The sequence below is a fragment of the Streptomyces olindensis genome (genome assembly GCF_040645895.1).
GTDB lineage: Bacteria > Actinomycetota > Actinomycetes > Streptomycetales > Streptomycetaceae > Streptomyces > Streptomyces olindensis.
Genome location: NZ_JBEYZD010000107.1, coordinates 1 through 20,088 on the forward strand (window position 1 = coordinate 1; position 20,088 = coordinate 20,088).

General features: G+C 73.0%; 18 protein-coding genes. 14 read left to right on the forward strand and 4 right to left on the reverse strand.

The genetic code is table 11. From position 1 onward, the window contains the following. Positions 1 to 52: 52 nt before the first annotated feature. The 4 genes from ABZ948_RS38220 to ABZ948_RS38235 form a co-directional block, all read right to left on the reverse strand. Positions 53 to 1,507, reverse strand: coding sequence for an NDP-hexose 2,3-dehydratase family protein (locus ABZ948_RS38220; RefSeq protein ID WP_359767619.1), 1,455 nt, complete (start codon positions 1,505 to 1,507; stop codon positions 53 to 55). Further along, positions 1,504 to 2,508 (reverse strand): NAD-dependent epimerase/dehydratase family protein, encoded by a 1,005-nt coding sequence (locus tag ABZ948_RS38225; RefSeq protein ID WP_359767621.1) that lies wholly within the window; start codon positions 2,506 to 2,508, stop codon positions 1,504 to 1,506. The genes ABZ948_RS38220 and ABZ948_RS38225 overlap by 4 nt, the downstream gene beginning before the upstream one ends. Then, entirely contained in the window at positions 2,475 to 3,101 is a 627-nt protein-coding gene (locus tag ABZ948_RS38230) for a dTDP-4-dehydrorhamnose 3,5-epimerase family protein (RefSeq protein ID WP_359767623.1), read from the reverse strand. Before ABZ948_RS38230 ends, ABZ948_RS38225 begins: the two co-directional genes overlap by 34 nt. 71 nt (positions 3,102 to 3,172) lie before the next feature. Next, positions 3,173 to 4,465, reverse strand: coding sequence for an activator-dependent family glycosyltransferase (locus ABZ948_RS38235; protein ID WP_359767625.1), 1,293 nt, complete (start codon positions 4,463 to 4,465; stop codon positions 3,173 to 3,175). 246 nt (positions 4,466 to 4,711) lie between these two features. On the opposite strand from ABZ948_RS38235, the gene ABZ948_RS38240 reads away from it, so the two are divergent. From ABZ948_RS38240 to ABZ948_RS38305, 14 genes are all read left to right on the forward strand, one after another. Beyond that, the gene (locus ABZ948_RS38240; RefSeq protein WP_031119633.1) at positions 4,712 to 5,275 is read left to right on the forward strand and encodes a PadR family transcriptional regulator; all 564 of its coding nucleotides are present in this window, start codon (positions 4,712 to 4,714) and stop codon (positions 5,273 to 5,275) included. Positions 5,276 to 5,390: 115 nt separating this feature from the next. Beyond that, a complete protein-coding gene (locus ABZ948_RS38245; RefSeq protein WP_359767627.1) occupies positions 5,391 to 6,341 on the forward strand; it encodes a hypothetical protein in 951 nt (316 codons plus the stop codon). A 117-nt stretch (positions 6,342 to 6,458) separates the two neighbouring features. Then, positions 6,459 to 6,794: an antibiotic biosynthesis monooxygenase family protein gene (locus ABZ948_RS38250; RefSeq protein ID WP_359767629.1), complete on the forward strand. Its 336-nt coding sequence runs from the start codon at positions 6,459 to 6,461 to the stop codon at positions 6,792 to 6,794. Then, the gene (locus ABZ948_RS38255) at positions 6,791 to 8,059 is read left to right on the forward strand and encodes a beta-ketoacyl-[acyl-carrier-protein] synthase family protein (RefSeq protein WP_359767631.1); all 1,269 of its coding nucleotides are present in this window, start codon (positions 6,791 to 6,793) and stop codon (positions 8,057 to 8,059) included. The genes ABZ948_RS38250 and ABZ948_RS38255 overlap by 4 nt, the downstream gene beginning before the upstream one ends. Further along, the gene (locus ABZ948_RS38260) at positions 8,056 to 9,300 is read left to right on the forward strand and encodes a ketosynthase chain-length factor (protein WP_359767633.1); all 1,245 of its coding nucleotides are present in this window, start codon (positions 8,056 to 8,058) and stop codon (positions 9,298 to 9,300) included. The genes ABZ948_RS38255 and ABZ948_RS38260 overlap by 4 nt, the downstream gene beginning before the upstream one ends. Then, positions 9,297 to 10,331, forward strand: coding sequence for a ketoacyl-ACP synthase III family protein (locus ABZ948_RS38265; protein ID WP_359767635.1), 1,035 nt, complete (start codon positions 9,297 to 9,299; stop codon positions 10,329 to 10,331). Before ABZ948_RS38260 ends, ABZ948_RS38265 begins: the two co-directional genes overlap by 4 nt. Next, positions 10,328 to 11,377, forward strand: a complete 1,050-nt coding sequence (locus tag ABZ948_RS38270; RefSeq protein WP_359767637.1) for an acyltransferase domain-containing protein — start codon at positions 10,328 to 10,330, stop codon at positions 11,375 to 11,377. Before ABZ948_RS38265 ends, ABZ948_RS38270 begins: the two co-directional genes overlap by 4 nt. Before the next feature lie 143 nt (positions 11,378 to 11,520). Next, positions 11,521 to 12,771 (forward strand): cytochrome P450 family protein, encoded by a 1,251-nt coding sequence (locus ABZ948_RS38275; RefSeq protein ID WP_359767639.1) that lies wholly within the window; start codon positions 11,521 to 11,523, stop codon positions 12,769 to 12,771. Positions 12,772 to 12,805: 34 nt separating this feature from the next. Beyond that, positions 12,806 to 14,086 (forward strand): activator-dependent family glycosyltransferase, encoded by a 1,281-nt coding sequence (locus tag ABZ948_RS38280; RefSeq protein WP_359767641.1) that lies wholly within the window; start codon positions 12,806 to 12,808, stop codon positions 14,084 to 14,086. Positions 14,087 to 14,107: 21 nt separating this feature from the next. Next, a complete protein-coding gene (gene rfbB / locus ABZ948_RS38285; RefSeq protein WP_359767643.1) occupies positions 14,108 to 15,091 on the forward strand; it encodes a dTDP-glucose 4,6-dehydratase in 984 nt (327 codons plus the stop codon). Between the two features lie 75 nt (positions 15,092 to 15,166). Next, a complete protein-coding gene (locus ABZ948_RS38290) occupies positions 15,167 to 16,156 on the forward strand; it encodes an ATP-binding cassette domain-containing protein (protein ID WP_359767645.1) in 990 nt (329 codons plus the stop codon). Beyond that, entirely contained in the window at positions 16,153 to 16,983 is an 831-nt protein-coding gene (locus ABZ948_RS38295) for an ABC transporter permease (protein ID WP_114255105.1), read from the forward strand. The genes ABZ948_RS38290 and ABZ948_RS38295 overlap by 4 nt, the downstream gene beginning before the upstream one ends. 152 nt (positions 16,984 to 17,135) lie before the next feature. Further along, complete coding sequence (locus ABZ948_RS38300; RefSeq protein WP_359767647.1) at positions 17,136 to 17,618, forward strand: glutathione peroxidase; 483 nt, start codon at positions 17,136 to 17,138, stop codon at positions 17,616 to 17,618. Positions 17,619 to 17,671: 53 nt separating this feature from the next. Then, positions 17,672 to 19,957, forward strand: a complete 2,286-nt coding sequence (locus ABZ948_RS38305) for an ATP-binding cassette domain-containing protein (protein WP_359767649.1) — start codon at positions 17,672 to 17,674, stop codon at positions 19,955 to 19,957. Positions 19,958 to 20,088: the final 131 nt, after the last annotated feature.

Consider the following 20,088-nt stretch of genomic DNA (forward strand, 5'->3'; position numbering starts at 1 on the left):
CCCGGTGAGGCCGACCGCCTCACCGGGACACGGCGTTTCACGCACCCTGCCGTCAGGCCCCGTGGTACAGGCTGTGCAGACAGGCGATCAGGCTGCGGGCCTGGACGTTGACGTAGTGGCTGTGCCGCAGCAGGTCCGACAGCTGGTGCAGCGTCATCCAGCGGTAGTCGGGATGGTCGCGGGGCACGTCCTGGTCGGTCTCCACGATCAGGTAGCGGTTGAGCGCATGGAAGAAACGGCCGCCCTCCTCGGAGAGCACCGTGTCGTACCGGACGCGCTCCGCCGGGGCCCGCAGCACCTCGTCGAGGAAGGGCGGCGCGGATCCGCCGGGCAGCCGCGCGTGGCTCTCCGCGACGCACTGCACGGTCGGGCCCAGCTCCACCACGTCCGCGAAACCGGGCTCCACGCGCGCGTGCACGAGGACATGCAGCACCCCCTCGAACCGCCGGACGAGGAAGGCGATGACGCCCTCTCCCACCGGTTCGATCATCGGCTGGCTCCACCGGTGCACCTCACGGCCGCCGGCGTCCACCCGGACCCCGATGACGTCGAAGAAGGCGCCCGCGTCGTGCCGGATGCGGTCGTCGGTGCGGCTCCAGTCGCGCAGCTCGCCGAGCGCGACCCGGCGGACCGCGATGTCGCTGCTGGTGCGCCGGTCGGTGATCCAGCCGAGGATCTCCCGCGCGCTGTGCAGACTGAGCGCCCCGGGATCGCCCGAGCGCAGCAGCGCCGACCGGAAGTCGTCACCGTCCGGCCGGTCGACGCCCGCACCGGTGAACGGCAGGCACGACAGCACGGTCCGGGCGTCCATGTTGACGGTGTCCTTGCGCCCCAGCAGCTCGTGGATCTGGCCCAGCGTCATCCAGCGGTACCCGTCGAGGGCCTCCACCGGCTCCGGCAGCTCGATCACCACGTTGCGGTTGCGCTTGCGGTAGAACCACGACCCCTGCTCCGACTGCCGCACGTCGGCGAGCACGCCCGGGCGGCTGTGGATGTCCAGGAAGTGCTCCAGGTAGGGCACCGGGCGCCCCTGGTGGACCCGGGTGTAGTTGCTGCGGGTCGCCTGGACGGTCGGGGAGAGCTGGAGCCCCTCGGCGTTGCCGGGCTCGACCTTCGCCTGCATCAGACAGTGCAGCACCCCGTCGACGGGGGCGGTGAGGATGCCCAGGATGCCGATCTCGGGCTGGTTGATGATCGGCTGCGTCCACCGCGGCACCGGCGCGCCCGGGTGGTCGACCTCCAGCCCGTGCACGGTGAAGAACCGGCCCGTGTGGTGGCGCAGGTCGCCGGTGTCCGGGTCGGTCTCCCAGCCCTCCAGGTCCTCCAGGGGGACCCGGTCGACATGGGTGTAGGCGCGTCGGCCGTAGTCGGCGAACCAGTCCGTGAAGTCGGAGAGGCCGCCGAGGGGGCCGGTCCGCAGCCGCGCCGAGGCGTTGATCCGCCGCTCGACGGGATCGCGGGTCGATGAAGTCGATGAATCGGTGGCGAGCGCACGGGAGTTGCTCATGAGACCTCCAGGGAGGTGGTGTCGGCTGCCGCTTCCCACATCGCCCGGACGGAGGCGCCGAGCGGGATCGTGGGCCGCCAGCCGAGCACCTGGGCGGCGAACCGGATGTCCGCGCAGGTCCAGCCGCCGCCCTTGCTGGCGACCTCGGCGGAGTTGAGCCGCGCCGACGAGGCGTCCACGCCGGCCGCGTCGAACAGGGCCTGGACCAGGTCGCGCATCGGCACCGCCTCGCCGCGCCCGATGTTCACGACCAGGCCGGTGACCGGCGCGTGCACCGCGGCGACGGCCGCCCGGGCCAGGTCCCGCACGTCGACGAAGTCCCGCCGGGCGTCGGCGACGTCGAGGCTGAGCTCGTCGCCCGGGCCGAGGGCGCGCAGCCGGGCCACGACGGCGCCGAGGAAGCTGGCCGTCGTGGTGTGCGGCCCGCACACGTTGACCGCGCGCAGCACGACCCCGTCCACCCGGCCCGCCCGGGTCTGGGCCAGCAGGTGCTCGGAACCGGTGCGCTTGGTCAGTCCGTAGGGGGTCAGCGGGCCGGGCGCGCGGTGTTCGTCGATGAGGACGCCGTCCGGCACGGGCCCGTACTCGTGGATGGAACCCAGCTGCACGACCCGTAGCCGCCGGGAGGTCGCGGCACAGCCGTCGACCAGGCGCTCCAGGAGGTCGATGTGGGCCCGGCGCATCTCCTCGACGGTGGTGCCCCAGCCGCCGGTGGCGTTGACCACCGCGGTGACGCCGTACCGGTCGAGGAGCCCGGCGAGGCGCCGCGGGGCGGTGCCGGCGACGTCGAGGGGGACGAAGGCGTGCGGGCGGGTGTGGGGTGCCGGGTGCCGGGCCACGGCGAGCACCCGGTGCCCGGTGCGCGACAGTTCGTCACAGACGCTGCGGCCGACGCACCCCGTGGCGCCGAGCACGGCCACGGTGCCGGCGGCCGCCCCGCCCTGCGTGGTGGTGGACATCGCCGTGCTCAGCTCGTGGCGCCGATGCCGGAGGGCTGCCACAGGCGCTCCTCGACCGCGGCGGACTCGGCGTAGTCGGGCAGCAGTCCCTGGGCCCGGGCCGCGGCGAAGGACAGTGCCGCGGCGTCCCGCTCCGACTGCACCGTGTCGAGACCGGCGGGGATCCGCACGCCCAGCTCCCGGTCGAAGATGTCGACGGCGAGCTCGTTCTCGGCCACGTACGGGCCGGTGAGCAGGTAGGACATGACGGTGTCGTCCTCCAGCGCGACGAAGGCGTGGCCGACGCCGACCGGGAAGTACGAGGCACGGAAGTGGACCTGGTCCATCTCGACCGCGTCCCACCGCATGAAGGTGGGCGAGCCGACCCGCAGGTCGACCACGATGTCGAGGGCCTGGCCGCGCGCGCAGTACACGTACTTCGCGGTACCGGGCGGGGTGACGGTGAAGTGGATGCCGCGGACCGTGCCGCGCCGGGAGATGCTGTGGTTGGTCTGCGCGACCGGGAAGTGCGGCCGCCCCAGCGCCTGCTGGAACGCCTCCAGCTGGAAGGGCGAGACGAACAGCCCGCGGTGGTCGCGGAACTGACGGGGCGTGAACTCGTAGGCACCCTCGACCTTGAGCTTACGGATCTGCATCGCTTGGTTCACCGTCCGGGAGGTAGTGGGGTACGGCAGGGCCGGTGGCCCCGGTGCGGGTCTCGCGCCGGTCACCGGCGGCGGTGCTCGGCGGCCAGGCGCTCCAGCGTGGGGACGACCTGCGCGGGGGCGGGAGCGGCGAGCGCCTCGCGCCGCAGGGCCTCGGCGTTGCGCTTGAAGACCGGTTCCTCGAGCAGGCGGACGAGCAGCTCGCGCAGTCCCTTCGCGCTGAGCTTGCCGGGGACGTAGAGCCCGGCCTGGCGGCGCTCCAGGTAGCGGGCCTTGTTGATGGTGTCCCAGACACCGTCGACGACGATGAGCTGGGGCACGGCGTGGATCATCGCCGTGCCGAAGCTGCCCGAACCGCCGTGGTGGATCACCGCGTCGCAGGAGGGCAGCAGCGCGTCGAGCGGGACGAAGTCGACGGCCCGCACGTTGTCCGGCAGGGTGTCGAAGTCCTTCAGCTGGTTCTCGTTGAGCGTGGCGACGACCTCGACGTCGTCGAGCCCCGCGACGGCCTCCAGCAGGTCGCCGATGGACGCCCGGTCGGCGCCCAGCACCTCGCGGTGCGCCACGCCCAGGGTGATGCACACCCGCCGGCCCCGCTTCGGCGGCTCCTGGAGCCACTGCGGCACGGTGGACTGGCCGTTGTACGGCACGTACCGCATCGGCACGTAGTGCAGGTCCAGCGGGAACCGCATGGACGCCGGCAGCGGGCAGACGGTGAAGTCGCCCGTCACCGCGGCCTCCTCGAAGGAGGCGCCGTGCCGCTCCAGGCTCCAGGTGAGCCACTCGCGCAGCGGGTCGTCCCGCAGCTCCGGCGGGCGCGCCGCCAGCTGCTCGAGGAACGTCTCGCGCATCTTGCCCGCCAGGTCCAGCCCGAAGAGCAGCCGGCCGTGCGCCGTCCCCGTGGCCATGGCGGCGATCGCGCCCGCGAAGGTCATGGTGTCCCACAGGACCAGGTCGGGCTTCCAGGAGCGGCAGTGCTCCACCAGCTCGTCGACCATCTGGTCGGAGCAGCAGTTCTGGAAGACGACCGAGGTCATGGCCGTGAACACACCGAGTGTGTAGTCCCAGGTCAGCCGCTCCGGGCGGGTCTCGCTCATGTCGAGACCGACCTGTGCCTGGCTCTCCAGCTGGTCGACGTCCTGGCCGATGTTCTCCTGGGTCTCCTGCATCTGCTCGTCGAGATGCAGTTCCTCCCCGACCCCGACGGCGGTCAGCCCGGTACGGGTGATCTCCTCGGCGAGATCGGGGTGACTGGCGATCCTGACGTCGTGGCCCGCCGCCTTGAGGGCCCAGGCGAGTGTCACCTGGGCGTGCATGTGCGACTTGGCGGCGAAGGTGGTGAAGAGTACCCGCATCCCAACCCCTGTTCCGGCGAACGACCCGTATGCGATGGGCCTCCACCCTCGGGCCGTGACCTCGTGCGGGAGTCGAGAGTCGTTGCAGCGGCGCTCGACGCGGGGCGGCCGGAGGCGCTCGGTGCCTCCCGCCCTCGCGGAGAACAGCAGGTGGTGTACTACCGTGGGATCAGCCGGCGGGGTCCGGCCGATGCGCGGAGCACCGGATACCGGTCCGTGCCGTGAGGGAGATTCAGCAGGGAGACGATGTCCGCCACGCGATTGCTCGTCCTGGGGGTCGTGCGGATGCACGGCCGGGCGCACGGCTATCTGGTCCGCTCCGAACTGCTGTCCTGGGGTGCCGACGAATGGGCGCACATCAAGTTCGGCTCGATCTACCACGCGCTCCGGCAGCTGGCCAAGGACGGCCTGCTGAAGTCGACCGACATCCCCGACTGGCCCGGCCGGGTCGACTACGAGATCGCGCCCCCGGGCGAGGAGGAGTTCTTCCGGCTGCTGCGTGACGCGCTGCGCCAGGGGAACAACCGGCCGGACATGCTGGGGGCGGCGCTCGTCCTGCTGCCGGCGCTCAGCCGCGAGGAGGCGATCGCCCTGTTGCGGGAGCGCATCGCGTCGCTCTCGGCGGAGCAGGGGGAGCTGATCGCGAAGGTCGACGAGACGGCGGGGGAGCGGCCGCAGCGGGCCCACATCCGCGAGCTCCTCGGCCTCTGGGAGCACAGCGCCGCGAGCCAGGCCGCCTGGACCGAGGCACTGATCGAGCGCCTGGAGGCGGGCGCCTACGTCATGGCGGGGGAGGAGAAGGGCGCCTGACGGGGAGCCCTTCCGGCCGTTGACGGGGGTTCGGTGGATGACCGCGCGCACCCCGTGATACTCAAGTTTGCATACCCATCGTGCCCGTCCCGAGAGGACGACCGCTGTGCCGATCATGCTGACCTCGGAAGACGTGGACGACGCCTTCGACGACGAGGCCTTCATGGAAGAGCGGTTCTCCGACGTCCAGCGACTGCTCCTCGGCCGCGGCCCGGCGCTCGGCCCCGAGACCCCGGTCCTGCTCCCCGCGACGCACTGCCGGCTGACCGTGGGCCCGCACGCGTACGGCCCCTTCGGCCGCTGCTTCGCCGTCCGCCTCGACCCCGGCGCCGACCAGCCCGCCCCCCGCGTGGAACTGCTCCTCGCCGACGACGGATCACTCCTCGGCCTGGTCGACGCCGGCGCCCTGGACGGCTGGCGCGGCGCCATCCCCTCCGGGCTCGCCGCGCGCTACCTCGCCCCGCCGGCCCCCTCCCTGCTCGGCCTCTTCGGCTCCGGCGAACCGGCCTGGTCCTGCCTGCTCGTGCTGCACCGCGCGCTGCCCTCGCTCTCCGAGGTGCACGTCGTCGGCCGGGACCCGGCCCAGGCCCGGGACCTCGCGGCAGCCGCCGCCCTGCGCACCGGCCTCAGGGTGCGCATGTCCGAGGACGCCCGCGCCACCGCCGCTGACGCCGACGTCGTCGCCACCACCGGCGGCCACCCGCACGTCCGCGTCGAATGGCTCGCGGCCGGGGCACTCCTGATCGACCAGAGCGCCACGGACCCGCCGGCCGCCGCCGGCCCCGCCGTCCGGCACATCAGCCTCGTCCCCCCACGCGGCCCCGCCGACCGGCACGTCAGCCCCGTCCCCCCGCCAAGCCCCGCCGCGGACACCCGGCCCGAGCCCCTGCCTCTCGCCGAGATCGTCGCGGGCCGGGCACTGCCCCGGCGCAGCGGCGCCGACATCGTCCACTACCAGGGCGGCGAGCTGGCCGGCTGGAGCGCCATCGCCGTCGCCGCCGGGCTCGGCCACGCCTGGCAGCGGGACGTCGGCACCCCGGTGCGGCTGGGGCGCGGCAGCCCCTGACCCGGGGCACGGGATCCAGCCGTCTTCTAGGGCACCGCGAGGCACGCCACCGAGGGTTTCAGTCTGACCTCGGCGTACGCGTCGCCGGACGCCCGGACGATGAGGAGCACCGATCCCATGTCAGCCGATCAGCCCGGCCCCGCCTCCGGCGGCCCGGCCACCTTCGTCAACACCTTCACCCTCCGCACCACCCCGGAGGAGTTCGAGGACGTCTTCGCCCGCACGGCACGCTTCATGGAGCGCCAGCCCGGCTTCCTCGGCTACACCCTCGTACGCCACCTGGAACAGCCGCACAGCTACGTCAACATCGCCCGCTGGAGCGACGTCGCCTCCTTCCGCGCCGCCGTCGGCCAGAGCGACTTCCGGCCGCACGCCGAGGCGCTGCGGGCGATCAGCACCAGCAGCTCCGACCTCTACCTGGAGCGGCGCAGCGCCACCGGGGAGGCGCGATGACCCGGCGGGTCGCGATCACCGGCATCGGGGTGGTGGCCCCCGGCGGCATCGGCACCAAGCACTTCTGGCAGACCGTCACCGGCGGCCGCACCGCGACCCGGACCATCAGCCTCTTCGACCCCGCCCCGTTCCGCTCCCGGATCGCAGCCGAGTGCGACTTCGACGCCGCGGAGCAGGGCCTGAGCCCCGAGGACGCCGAACGGCTCGACCGGGCGGCGCAGTTCGCCCTGGTCGCACTGCGCGAGGCCGTCACCGACAGCGGCCTGGAGCCCGACCCCGACACCGCCCACCGCACCGGCGTCAGCCTCGGCAGCGCGGTCGGCTGCACCCGGAAACTCGAAGAGGAGTACATCGCCCTGAGCGGCGGCGGACAGGAGTGGCTGGTCGACCACACCGCCGCCAGCGCGCACCTGTACGACCACTTCGTGCCCAGCTCCATGGCCGCGGAACTCGCCTGGGAGGCCGGCGCCGAAGGCCCCTGCACCGTCGTCTCCGCCGGCTGCACCTCCGGCCTCGACTCGGTCGGGCACGCGGCCGCCCTCATCCGCGAGGGCACCGCCGACGTGATGATCGCCGGGGCCACCGACGCCCCCATCTCCCCGATCACCGTGGCCTGCTTCGACGCCATCCGCGCCACCTCGCCCCGCAACGACGACCCGGCGACCGCGCTGCGCCCCTTCGACCGCACCCGCAACGGCTTCGTCCTCGGCGAGGGCGCCGCCGTCCTGGTCCTGGAGGAGCTGACGGCGGCCCGGCGCCGGGGCGCCCACGTGTACGCCGAGATCGCCGGCTACGCCTCCCGGGGCAACGCGTACCACATGACCGGGCTGCGCACCGACGGACGCGAGCTCGCCGCCGCCGTCGACGCCGCCCTCGACGAGGCCCGGCTCGGCCCCGAGGCCCTCGGGTACGTCAACGCCCACGGCACCGCCACCAAGCAGAACGACGTGCACGAGACGGCGGCCCTCAAGCGCAGCCTCGGCTCCCACGCCCACCGCGTCCCGGTCAGCTCCATCAAGTCGATGATCGGGCACTCGCTCGGCGCCATCGGCTCCATCGAGGTCGCCGCCACCGCCCTGGCCCTCGAACACGGCGTCATCCCGCCCACCGCCAACCTGACCGACCCCGACCCCGAACTCGACCTGGACTACGTCCCCCTGCACGCCAGGGAGCGGACCATGTCGGCCGCGCTCACCGTCGGCAGCGGCTTCGGCGGCTTCCAGAGCGCGATGGTGCTGCGCCGGCCCGAGGGGCGGGCCGCATGACCCCCGTCGTGGTCACGGGCATCGGCGTCGTCGCCCCCACCGGCGTCGGACTCGACGCCTACTGGGCGGCGACCCTGCGCGGCGACGACGGCATCCGCCGCGTCCAGGCGTTCGACCCCAGCCGCTATCCGACCCGCCGGGCCGGCGAGGTGACCGGGTTCGAGGCGGGCGAGCACCTGCCGAGCCGGCTGATCCCGCAGACCGACCGCATGACCCAGTTCGCCCTGGCCGCCGCCGACTGGGCCGTCGCCGACGCCGGCGTCGACCTGGACGCGGTGCCGTCCCTGGAACGCGGCGTCGTCACCGCCGGCGCCTCCGGCGGCTTCGGCTTCGGCCAGCGCGAACTCCAGCACCTGTGGGGCGAGTCCCCCAAGAAGGTCAGCGCCTACATGTCCTTCGCCTGGTTCTACGCCGTCAACACCGGCCAGATCTCCATCCGGCACGGCATGAACGGGCCGACCGGCGTCTTCGTCGGCGAGCAGGCCGGCGGCCTGGACGCCCTCGCCCACGCCCGGCGCCAGATCCGCGCGGGCGCCCGGCTGATGATCTCCGGCGGCATGGACTGCTCGCTGTGCCCGTACGGCATGGCCGCCCAGCTGGCCGGCGGACGGCTCACCACCGACGCCTACCTGCCCTTCGACGACCGGGCCTCCGGTCATCTGCCCGGCGAGGGCGGGGCGCTGCTCACCCTGGAGAGCGGCGAGGGGGCCCGTGCGCGCGGGCGCGGCCACTACGGCGAGATCGCCGGGTTCGGCGCCACCTTCGACCCGCGCCCCGGGTCCGGGCGCCCCCCGGCCCTGCGCCGGGCCGTCGAGCAGGCGCTCGCCGACGCCCGAGCCACGCCGCAGGACATCGCCGTCGTCTTCGCCGACGGCGCCGGGGTACCCGAACTCGACGCGGCCGAGGCCGCGGCGCTCACCGAGGTCTTCGGCCCGGGAGGAGTCCCGGTCACCGTGCCCAAGACGGCCACCGGCCGGCTCTACTCCGGCGCCGGGCCGCTCGACGTGGTCACCGCCCTGCTGACCCTGCGCGACCGGCTCGCCCCGCCCACGGTCAACGTCTCGCGGGTGCCCGACACGTACGGCCTCGACCTCGTCCTCGGACGGCCCCGGCCCGTCTCCGGCACGGCGGCCCTGGTCCTGGCCCGCGGCCACCACGGCTTCAACAGCGCCCTGGTCGTCCGGGCCCCCGCGCCCGGCGACGCCGTCGCGCACCGGTCCGCGGAGAGGACGGCGGCGTGAACGGCGGCGCGCTGTACATCAGGGCCACCGGGACGTGGCTGCCCCCGGCCGAACGGGTCGCGGACGCGGTCGCGGACGGGCGCTGCGAGGCCGCCGTCGCCCGCTCCACCCGGATGGAGTCGGTGACCGTCTCCGCGGGCGAGCCCGCCCCCGAGATGGCGGCCCGGGCCGCCCGGACCGCACTGGAGCGGGCCGCCGCCGAGCCGGGCGACATCGACCTCGTGCTGCACGCCAGCTTCTACTACCAGGGCTTCGACCTGTGGGCCCCCGCCTCGTACGTCCAGCGGGCCGCCGTCGGCAACCAGTGCCCCGCCATGGAGGTCCGGCAGGTCTCCAACGGCGGCATGGCGGCACTCGACCTGGCCTGGGCCTACCTGGCCGCCGACCCGGCCCGGGTGGCGGCCCTGGTGACCACCGGCGACCGGTTCTGCCTGCCCGGGTTCGACCGGTGGCGCAGCGACCCGGGCACCGTCTACGGCGACGGCGGCACCGCCCTCGTGGTGTCGCGGCACTCCGGGTTCGCCCGGGTCCGCAGCATCGCGACCGTCTCCGCACCCGACCTGGAGGGCATGCACCGCGGCGACGACCCGTTCGGGCCCGCCCCGTTCGGCCACCGCGACGTCGTCGATCTGGAGGCGCACAAGCGGGACTTCCTGGCCCGCCACGGCGTGGCCCCGACCGTCGCCCGGGTCGCCGCGGCGCAGGAGGCCGTCGTCAAGCAGGCGCTCGCCGACGCCGGGCTGGGCCTCGCGGACATCGACCGGTTCGTGCTGCCGCACCTGGGTCACCGCCGCCTGCACGTCGCCTACTTCGCGAAGTTCGGCATCGACCCCGCGCGCAGCACCTGGCCCTGGAGCCGCACGATCGGGCACCTGGGCGCCGGAGACCCCTTCGCCGGGCTCGACCATCTGGTCACCGCCGGGGAGCTCGGCCCGGGCGACACCTGCCTGCTCTTCGGCGTCGGCGCCGGCTTCAGCTGGTCCTGCGCCGTGGTCGAGATCCTCGACGCACCTTCCTGGAGGGACCGATGAACGACGTCCGCACGGCAGCGGACGGGCGGGACGGCGGTACGCGCCCGGTCGCCCTGCTGCTGCCCGGCCAGGGGGCGCAGCACCCGCGCATGGCCGCGGGCCTCCTGGCCGCCGAGCCCGTCTTCGCCGAGGCGATGGACGAGGCCCTGACCGCGCTGGCGGACGCCGGCGGGCCGGGCGGCCACACCACCGGCCTGCGCGAGGACTGGCTCGGCTCCCGCGACACCGCGCTGACGGACCACGTCACGCGCTCCCAGCCCCTGCTGTTCGCGGTGGACTACGCCCTCGGGCGGCTCGTGCTCGGCTGGGGCGTGCGGCCCGTCGCCCTGCTCGGCCACAGCATCGGCGAGGTGGCGGCCGCGGTCCTCGCCGGCGTCTTCACGCTGCCGGACGCCGCAGCCATGGTGCACGACCGCGTCACCCGGCTGGCGGACGCGCCGCCCGGCGGGATGGTCGCCGTCGCCGCCACCCGGGAGGAGGTGGCGCCCTTCCTCACCGACGGCGTGGTCGTCGGCGCCGTCAACGCCCTGCGGCAGACGGTCCTGGCCGGCCCCGACGACCCGCTGCGCACCGTCACGGCGGCACTGGCCGGCGCCGGGTTCGTGCTCCAGCGCGTACCGGCCTCCACGGCGTTCCACAGCCCCGCCCTCGCCCCGGCCATGAGCGGTGCCGACGAGCGGATCGCCGCCCTGCCCGTCGGCGAGCCCCGGATCCCGGTCATGTCCGGGTACACGGGCCGGTTCCTGACGCCCGCGGAGGCGAAGGACCCGGCCTTCTGGAGCAGGCAGCCGGTGGCGCCGGTGCTGTTCTGGCCCGCCCTCGACGCCCTCCTCGCCCAGGGCGACCCGGTGCTGGTGGAGGCCGGTCCGGGGCAGGGTCTGTCGCAACTGGCCCGCCGCCACCCGGCCGTGCGCTCCGGGCGCTCCGCCGTCGTCCCGCTGCTGCCGGCCCGGCCGGGAACCGCCGAGGACGACGTGACCGCCGTACGCGCCGCCGCCGCGGCGCTGCGGGAACTCGCCGGCGTACCGGACGCGCGGCCCGTGTAGCGCGTGTCGAGTGCCTTTGTAGGCACGCGGCCTAGCGTCGCCCGTGGCGCTTCGCCCCTTCCCCGTCCGCCGGATCCATGGCCCCCGCGCCGGATCGGCGGCCTCCCTCACCTTGTCAGGACTCTTCTCCCAAGGACGGTGTCATGCTGACCGATCAGACCAACAGCGAGTTGGGCCGGCATCTGCTGACCATCCGAGGCGTCCAGTTCATCTTCGGCGCCCAGGGCGACCCCTTCGCCATGATCCTGCGCGCCGGGGACGACGACCCCCTCGACCACGGGGCACGCGCCCGCGAACAGGGCCTGCACGAGAGCAGCGTCGGCGCGTGGGTCACCGCGCGCCGCGAGCTCGGCGCCCGGATCCTCGGCGACGAGCGGTTCTCCCCGCGCCACGCCGAGGAGGGGCCGCAGGCCCACCCGGGTGTCGACGTCTGGGACAACCCCCTGCTGTGCCACGTCGTCCCCCTCGACGACGCCCAGCTCAACCGCGATCCGGCCGCCTACCGCGCGCTGGCCCGGGCCGCGGCCCCGCTGCTGTCGGCCGAGGCGCTCGACGCGCGGCTGCCGGAGATCGAGGCGGCCTACCGGCAGGCGCTGGCCGCGACCGGCGAACGGTTCGACCTGTACCGGGACGTCGCCGTCCCCGCCGCGCTGCGCGTGGTGGCCGACGTGCTCGGCCTGCCCGAGGAGACGCGGCAGCGCCTGCCCGAACTGCACGCGGGTCTCGCCACCGCCCTGGACGCGGGCCACTGCCCGCAGCAACTGGTCGCCGCGCGGGCGCTGTTCACAGCCATGGCGGACCTCTCCGCCGAGCTGACCCGCCTGGTCGGCAGCGGCGGCGCCACCGGCCTCGCCGCGCTCGACGGCGTGTCGCCCGAGGACGCGGTCGCCGTCGGCACGCTCGCCGTCGTGGTCGGCGTCGAGGTCACCGCGACCGCCGTGTGCAACGCGGTCGAGGTCCTGCTGGACCACCGCGAGGAGTGGGAGCGGATCGGGCAGGAGCCCGGACGGGCCGGCGCCGCGGTCCGCGAGGCCCTGCGACTGGCCCCGCCGCTGCGCTTCGAGAGCCGTATCGCGCGCGAGCAGAGCGAGCTCGACGGCAAGACCGTCGAGGAGGGCCGGCGCGTCGTGGTGCTCGTCGACGCGGCCAACCGCGACCCGGAGGCCTTCGCCGACCCGGACGCCTTCGTCCCCGGCCGCGCCGACGCCGACCGGTCGCTGACCCTGCTCGGCGGTCCCGCGGCCCCGGTCACCGAGGCACTGGTCCGGCTCCAGACGGAAGCCGCGGTGCGCGTCCTCGCCGAGCTGCGGCCCGGCCTGCGCAGGGGCGCCGAGGTGCTGCACCGCATGCGCTCGGCGGTGCTGCGCGGCGTCCTGCGCTTCCCGGTCGCATGACCGGACCGACCATCACCAGGGGAGGAGCACCTCGGTGCGTGTACTGCTGACAGCCTTCGCACAGGACGCCCATCTCAACGGCGTCGTTCCGCTCGCCTGGGCGCTCAGGACCGCCGGACACGAGGTCCGGGTGGCCAGCCAGCCGGCCGCCGTCGAGAGCATCACCCGGGCCGGTCTGACGGCCGTGCCGGTCGGCGACGACCACCGCATGGACGCCGTCATCCCCACCGTCGGTCCCGGGATGCTCATGCACCACCTGGACCGCGACTACCTGGAGAACCGCCCGGAGCGGCTGAGCCTCGACTTCCTGCGGGCGTCGAACGCGATGCTGACGGCGACCTTCTACGCGCAGATCAACAACGACACGATGATCGACGCGCTCGTCGACTACGCCCGGTTCTGGCAGCCGGACCTGGTGCTCTGGGAGCCCTTCACCTTCGCCGGCGCCGTCGCCGCCAAGGCGACCGGTGCCGCCCACGCCCGGCTCCTGGCCTTCCCCGACCTGTTCGCGAACACCCACCTGACGCTGCGCCGGCGGCAGGCGGAACTGCCCGCGGAACTGCGCGACGACCCGCTGGAGGAGTGGCTGGCGTACACCCTCGACCGGCACGGCGCCGCCTTCGACCCGGACGTGGTCACGGGGCAGTGGTCGGTCGACCAGATGCCCCCCGGCGTGCGGATGGAGCTGGGGCTGCCGACGGTGCCCACGCGCTACGTGCCGTACAACGGGCCCGGCCCGGCCGTCGTGCCGGACTGGCTGCGCCGGCCGCCGGAGCGCCGCCGGGTCTGCCTCACCCTCGGGCTCACCATCCGGGACACGGAGTTCCCCAACGCCGTCGACGTGAACGACGTCTTCGCCTCGCTGGCCGACCTGGACGTCGAGGTGGTCGCGACGCTGAGCGAGAAGGAACTCGCCCAGGTGTCGCGGGTGCCGGACAACACGCGGGTGGTCGACCACGTGGCCCTGCTGGCCCTGCTGCCCAGTTGCTCGGCGATCGTCCACCACGGCGGTGCCGGGACGTGGGCGACCGCCGCCGCGTACGGGGTGCCGCAGGTGGCGCTCGGCTGGATGTGGGACGCGATCTACCGGGCCCAGCGGGTGGAGGAGCTGGGCGCGGGGCTGCACCTGCACTCCGAGGGCCTGACCGTGGAGGTCCTGCGCGACAAGCTCGTGCGGGTGCTCGACGACCCCGCGTTCACGGAAGGCGCCCGCCGGCTGCGCCTGGCCATGCTGTCGGCGCCGAGCCCCAACGAAGTGGTGCCCACACTCGAGAAACTGACGGCACGTCACCGAATGGTGGCCGCGGCCCGCTGACGCGACGAGGACGGGAGAAGCGTGAACATCCTGGTGACCGGTGCGGCCGGCTTCATCGGCTCGCACTTCGTCAGAACGCTGCTGAGCGGCGGATACCCCGGGCACGAGGACGACCGGGTGACCGTCCTGGACAAGCTCACCTATGCGGGGACGCTGAACAACCTGCCGGCGCACCACCCGCGGCTGGCCTTCGTGCACGGCGACATCTGCGACCCGCCCCTGCTGGACAAGGTGTTCCCGGGCCACGAGGCGGTGGTCCACTTCGCCGCGGAGTCGCACGTGGACCGCTCGGTGGAGGGCGCCGAGGCCTTCGTCCGCACCAACGTGCTCGGCACGCAGGCCCTGCTCGAAGCGGCGCTGCGGCACGGCACGGGCGTCTTCGTCCAGGTCTCCACGGACGAGACGTACGGCTCCATCACCGAGGGGCGCTGGACGGAGGACGAGCCGCTGCTGCCCAACTCGCCGTACGCGGCGTCCAAGGCGTCGGCCGACCTCATCGCCCGGTCGTACTGGCGCACCCACGGGCTCGACGTGCGCATCACCCGGTGCGCCAACAACTACGGCCCCGGCCAGCATCCCGAGAAGCTGGTCCCGCTGTTCGTCACCCGGCTCCTCGACGGGCAGCCGGTCCCGCTGTACGGGGACGGCTCGAACCTGCGGGAGTGGCTGCACGTGGACGACCACTGCCACGCGGTGCGGCTGGTGCTGGACCGGGGCCGGCCGGGGGAGGTCTACAACGTCGGCGGCGGCACCCACCTGACCAACAAGGAGATGACCGGCCGCCTCCTCGCGCTCTGCGGACGCGACTGGGACCTCGTGCGGCGGGTGGCGGACCGCAAGGGGCACGACTTCCGGTACGCCGTGGACGACTCCAAGATCCGCCGCGAACTGGGCTACGCGCCCCGCTGGTCGCTGGAGGACGGGCTGCGCGAGACGGTCGAGTGGTACGCCGCCCACCGGGACCACTGGGACGCCCGCGAGGAAGGCGTCGCCGGGGGGTACTAAAACTTGAATATCCGGGTCGCCCTCCTCTATGCTCGCCGGGTACCCAAATTTGAGCACCCGAAAGAAGGGGCGGGCATGGGCGGCGCCGACCTGGCGATCCAGACCGAAGCTCTGAAGAAGAAATACGGCGACAAGGAGGCCCTCGCGGGACTCGACCTGGAGGTACCCCGAGGCGTCGTCTACGGGCTCCTCGGCCCGAACGGCGCCGGAAAGACCACCGCGGTCCGCATCCTCTCCACCCTGCTGAAGTACGACGAGGGAACAGCCCGGGTCGCCGGCTACGACGTCGCCACCCAGTCGGCCCAGGTCCGCTACAGCATCGGACTCCTCGGCCAGCACGCCGCGGTGGACGAGGACCTGAGCGGCCGTCAGAACCTCGTGATGTTCGGGCGCTTATATCACATCGGAAAACGCAACGCCCAGGCCCGGGCCGACGAGCTGCTGGAGCGCTTCGGCCTGACCGAAGCCGCCGGCAAGCCGGCCAAGCAGTACTCCGGCGGTATGCGCCGGCGGCTCGACCTCGCCGCCAGCCTCATCCTGGCCCCGTCCGTGCTGTTCCTCGACGAGCCCACCACCGGGCTCGACCCGCGGGGCCGCAACGACGTCTGGGAGTCCGTCCGAGGCCTGATCGCCGAGGGCCGCACGGTCCTGCTGACCACCCAGTACCTCGAGGAGGCCGACCAACTGGCCGACCGCATCGCCCTGATCGACAACGGCAGGGTCGTCGAGTCCGGCACCCCGGACCAGCTCAAGAACAAGATCGGCGGCGACCGGATCGACGTCGTCCTCCGCCGGGCCCACGACCTCGAACGCGCCACCCGCGCGATCGGCGCCCTGCTGCGCTCCGAGCCCGAGACGGACGCCGACAACCGGCGCGTCAGCGTCGTCGTCGACAACCGGGTCGCCGCCCTCACCGCCGTCGCCCGCGAACTCGACGACGCCGGCATCGAGGCCGAGGACATCGCCCTGCGCAGGCCCACTCTCGACGAGGTGTTCCTGAACCTGACCGGCAACGGAGCGGCCACGTCCGCCGAGCAGAGCCTCAAGGAGGTCGCCCAGTCATGACCGCGATCATCGCGCCCGAACTGCCCAGGAACCCGCTGGCCAAACTGGGCTGGGTCCTCGCGGACTCCTGGACGCTCACGCTCCGCGGACTGTCCCACTGGGCCCGCAACCCCACCCAGATCCTGGCCGGCCTCGCCTTCCCGATCCTGATGGTGCTGCTGTTCGGCGGCATCTTCGGCAGCGGCATGCAGGTCGAGGGCGGCGGGGACTACATGGAGTTCCTGATGCCCGGCATGTTCGTCATGTCGATGGCCTTCGGCATCGGCGAGACCATGGCCGGCGTCACCGCCGACGCCTCCAAGGGCGTCACCGACCGCTTCCGCTCCATGCCCATGTCCGCCGCCTCCGTGGTGATCGGGCAGAGCATCGTCAACATGCTCTACAGCACCGTCGTCCTGATGATCCTCATGGGCTGCGGGGTCATCGCCGGGTGGAGCTGGAGCGACGGGTTCATGCAGGCGCTCGGCGCCTTCGCGCTCCTGCTCCTGCTGCGCTTCGCCCTGCTCTGGGTCGGCATCTACCTCGGCCTGATCATCAAGACCCCGGAGGCGGCCTCCGCCGTCTACACCCTGCTGTTCCCGCTCGGCATCGTCGCCAACACCTTCGCCTCCCCGGAGATGATGCCGGGCTGGCTGGCGACCATCGCCGAGTGGAACCCACTGTCGTCCACCGCCCATGCCACCCGTGAGCTGTTCGGCAACCCCGGGGTGGGCGGCACCTCCTGGATCGCCGAGCACGCGATGCTCATGTCCTTCGTCTGGCCGCTCGCGATCTTCGCGGTGTTCTTCCCGCTGGCCGTCCGCAAGTACCGGGCCCTGAGCAGGTAAGAACCCCTGTACCGGGGTGTGAGCCGGCTAATCCCCCGGGTCGGCTCACACCCCCTCGGCCCGCCTGTGTCGGGCACTCGTCGAGCGGAGCGCGAGGACCCCACGATGCGACGTCGACCGCGTCCGGAGCGGACGAACCTAGCGTGCACGGCATGACCGTCTTCGACATCGCCATCGCGGACCTCGACGGCAAGCCCGACCTGCTGTCCCGGCACCGCGGCCGGACCCTGCTCATCGTCAACGTCGCCTCCCGCTGCGCCCTGGCCGGCCAGTACGCCGGCCTCGAGACGCTCGCCCGCCGCCACCACGAGGACGGGCTCAGCGTCATCGGAGTGCCCTGCAACCAGTTCGGCGAGCAGGAACCGGGCACCCCCGAGGAGATCGCCGACTTCTGCGCGATCCAGCGGATCACGTTCCCGCTCACCGAGAAGACCGACGTCAACGGAGCGGACCGCCACCCCCTCTACGCCGCCCTGACGCCCTTCGCCGACGCGGAGGGCCACACCGGGGACGTGCGCTGGAACTTCGAGAAGTTCCTCGTCTCGTCCGCCGGCCACTGCGTGGGGCGCTTCGGCCCCACCGTCGAACCGCAGGACCCCGACCTCCTGCGCGCCGTCCGCGCGCAGGTGCGGTGAGCGCGACGCGTCACCCCGCCTCGACGACTCACCCGACGCAGAGAGGATGATTTGTGAACCAGACGCCGGTTACCGCAACCGACGAGGGCATTCAGGTCGTCGGTGCCCGAGAGAACAACCTGAAGGACGTCTCCCTCGTCATCCCCAAGAACCGCATCACCGTCTTCGTCGGCGTCTCCGGCTCCGGAAAGTCCTCCCTGGTCTTCGACACCGTCGCCGTGGAGGCCCAGCGGCAGCTCAACGCCACCTTCCCCTGGAACATCCGGCACGACCTGCCCAAGTTCGAACGGCCGCACGTCGACGCGGTGACCAGGCTGACCACCCCGGTGGTCGTCGACCAGCGGCCCCTCGGCGGCAACGCCCGCTCCACCGTCGGCACGGTCACCGACGTCTACACCGTGATGCGCGTGCTCTTCGCCAACCACGGCAACGACGGCCTCGGCCAGACCTGGCTCTACTCCTTCAACGACCCCAAGGGCATGTGCCCCGAGTGCGAGGGCCTCGGCCGCGCCCGGCGCGCCAGCCCCGAGCTGATGATCGACCGCGGGAAGTCGATCGCCGAGGGCGCCATCCTCCTGCCCGGCTACACCGTCGGCAGCGCGAACTGGCAGTTCTACGCCAACTACGAGCGCCTGGACGCCGACAAGAAGCTCGCCGACTACACCGACGAGGAGATGCACACCCTGCTGCACGGCAGCAGCGGCACGGTCGAGGTGACCTACCCCAACGGCAATGTGCTGGCCCTGCGCTACGAGGGCCTGGTGGACAGCTTCGTCCGCCGCCACCTGAAGCGGGACACGGGCGGCATGAGCAAGGCCGCGCGCGACAAGGCGGCCGAGTTCTTCACCGAGGGCGTCTGCCCCACCTGCGAGGGCGCCCGGCTCAACCAGAAGGCGCTCGCCACCCGCATCGACGGCCACAACATCGCCGACTGGTGCCAGATGCAGGTCAGCGACCTCATCGGCGTCGTCGCCGCGCTGCGGGAGCGGCTCGACACGCCGCTCGTCACCACCATCATCGAGACGCTGGAGCAGATCCAGGCCATCGGCCTCGGCTATCTCACCCTGGACCGCTCCACCTCCACGCTCTCCGGCGGCGAGGGCCAGCGGCTCAAGCTCGTCAACCACCTCGGCAGCGAACTGACCGGGCTGACCTACATCTTCGACGAGCCCAGCGTCGGCCTGCACCCCCGCGACGTCAGCCGGCTCAACGACCTGCTGCGCGCCCTGCGCGACAAGGGCAACACGGTCCTCGTCGTGGAGCACGACCCGGACGTCATGGCGGTCGCCGACCACGTCGTCGAGATCGGCCCGCGAGCGGGCGTCCACGGCGGCACCATCGTCTTCGAGGGCTCCTACGACGAACTGCGCGCCGCGGACACACTGACCGGGCAGGGGCTGCGACGCACCGGCGGGATCAAGGAGAACCCCCGCCCGTGGGGCCGCACCCTGCCGATCGTGAACGCCACGGCGAACAACCTGAAGAACGTCTCCACCGAGATCCCCACCGGTGTCCTGACCGCCGTCACCGGAGTGGCCGGCGCGGGCAAGAGCTCCCTGATCGCCCACGCCTTCCGCGCCCAGTACCCGGGGGCCGTCTTCGTCGACCAGTCGCCCATCCCGCGCTCCTCGCGGTCCACCCCGGCGAGCTACCTCAAGCTGATGGACCCGATCCGCAAGCTGTTCGCCAAGGCCAGCGGCGAGGACGCCAGCCTGTTCAGCTTCAACTCCAAGGGCGCCTGCGAGGAGTGCGAGGGGCGCGGCCTGCTCATCACCGAGGTCGCCTACATGGACCCGGTCACCACGCACTGCGAGGTCTGCGAGGGCCGCCGCTTCAAGGAGTCGGTGCTCCAGCACCGGGTGCGCGGCAAGAACATCGCGGACGTCCTGGAGATGTCCGCCGAGGAGGCGGGGGAGTTCTTCCTCTCGGGACCGCTGCGGGCCAAGGCCAACGCCCTGATCGAGACCGGCATCGGTTACCTCGGCCTCGGCCAGTCCCTGGCCACCCTGTCCGGCGGTGAGCGCCAGCGGCTCAAGCTCGCCGACCGGCTCTCCGGCTCCGGCACCGTCTACATCCTCGACGAGCCGACCACCGGCCTCCACCTGTCCGACATCGACAACCTCGTCGGCCTGCTCAACCGGATCGTCGAGCGGGGCAACACCGTCATCGTCATCGAACACGACCTGGCCGTGATCTCCCAGGCCGACTGGGTCATCGACCTCGGCCCCGAGGGCGGCAACACCGGCGGCGAGATCATCTTCACGGGCACCCCGGCCGACCTGGCCCGGGCGCCCCACTCACACACCGGCCAGCACCTGAGCCTCTATCTGGCCCGGTAGCACGCCTCCAAGCGGCGGACGGGGGACGGCGGACGGGGGACGGCGGACGGGGTCCGACCCGATCGGGGCGGACCCGCGCCTGCGCATCACACTGAACTTCCATCCGGACCGGACCACGGGCGGCCGGCCCG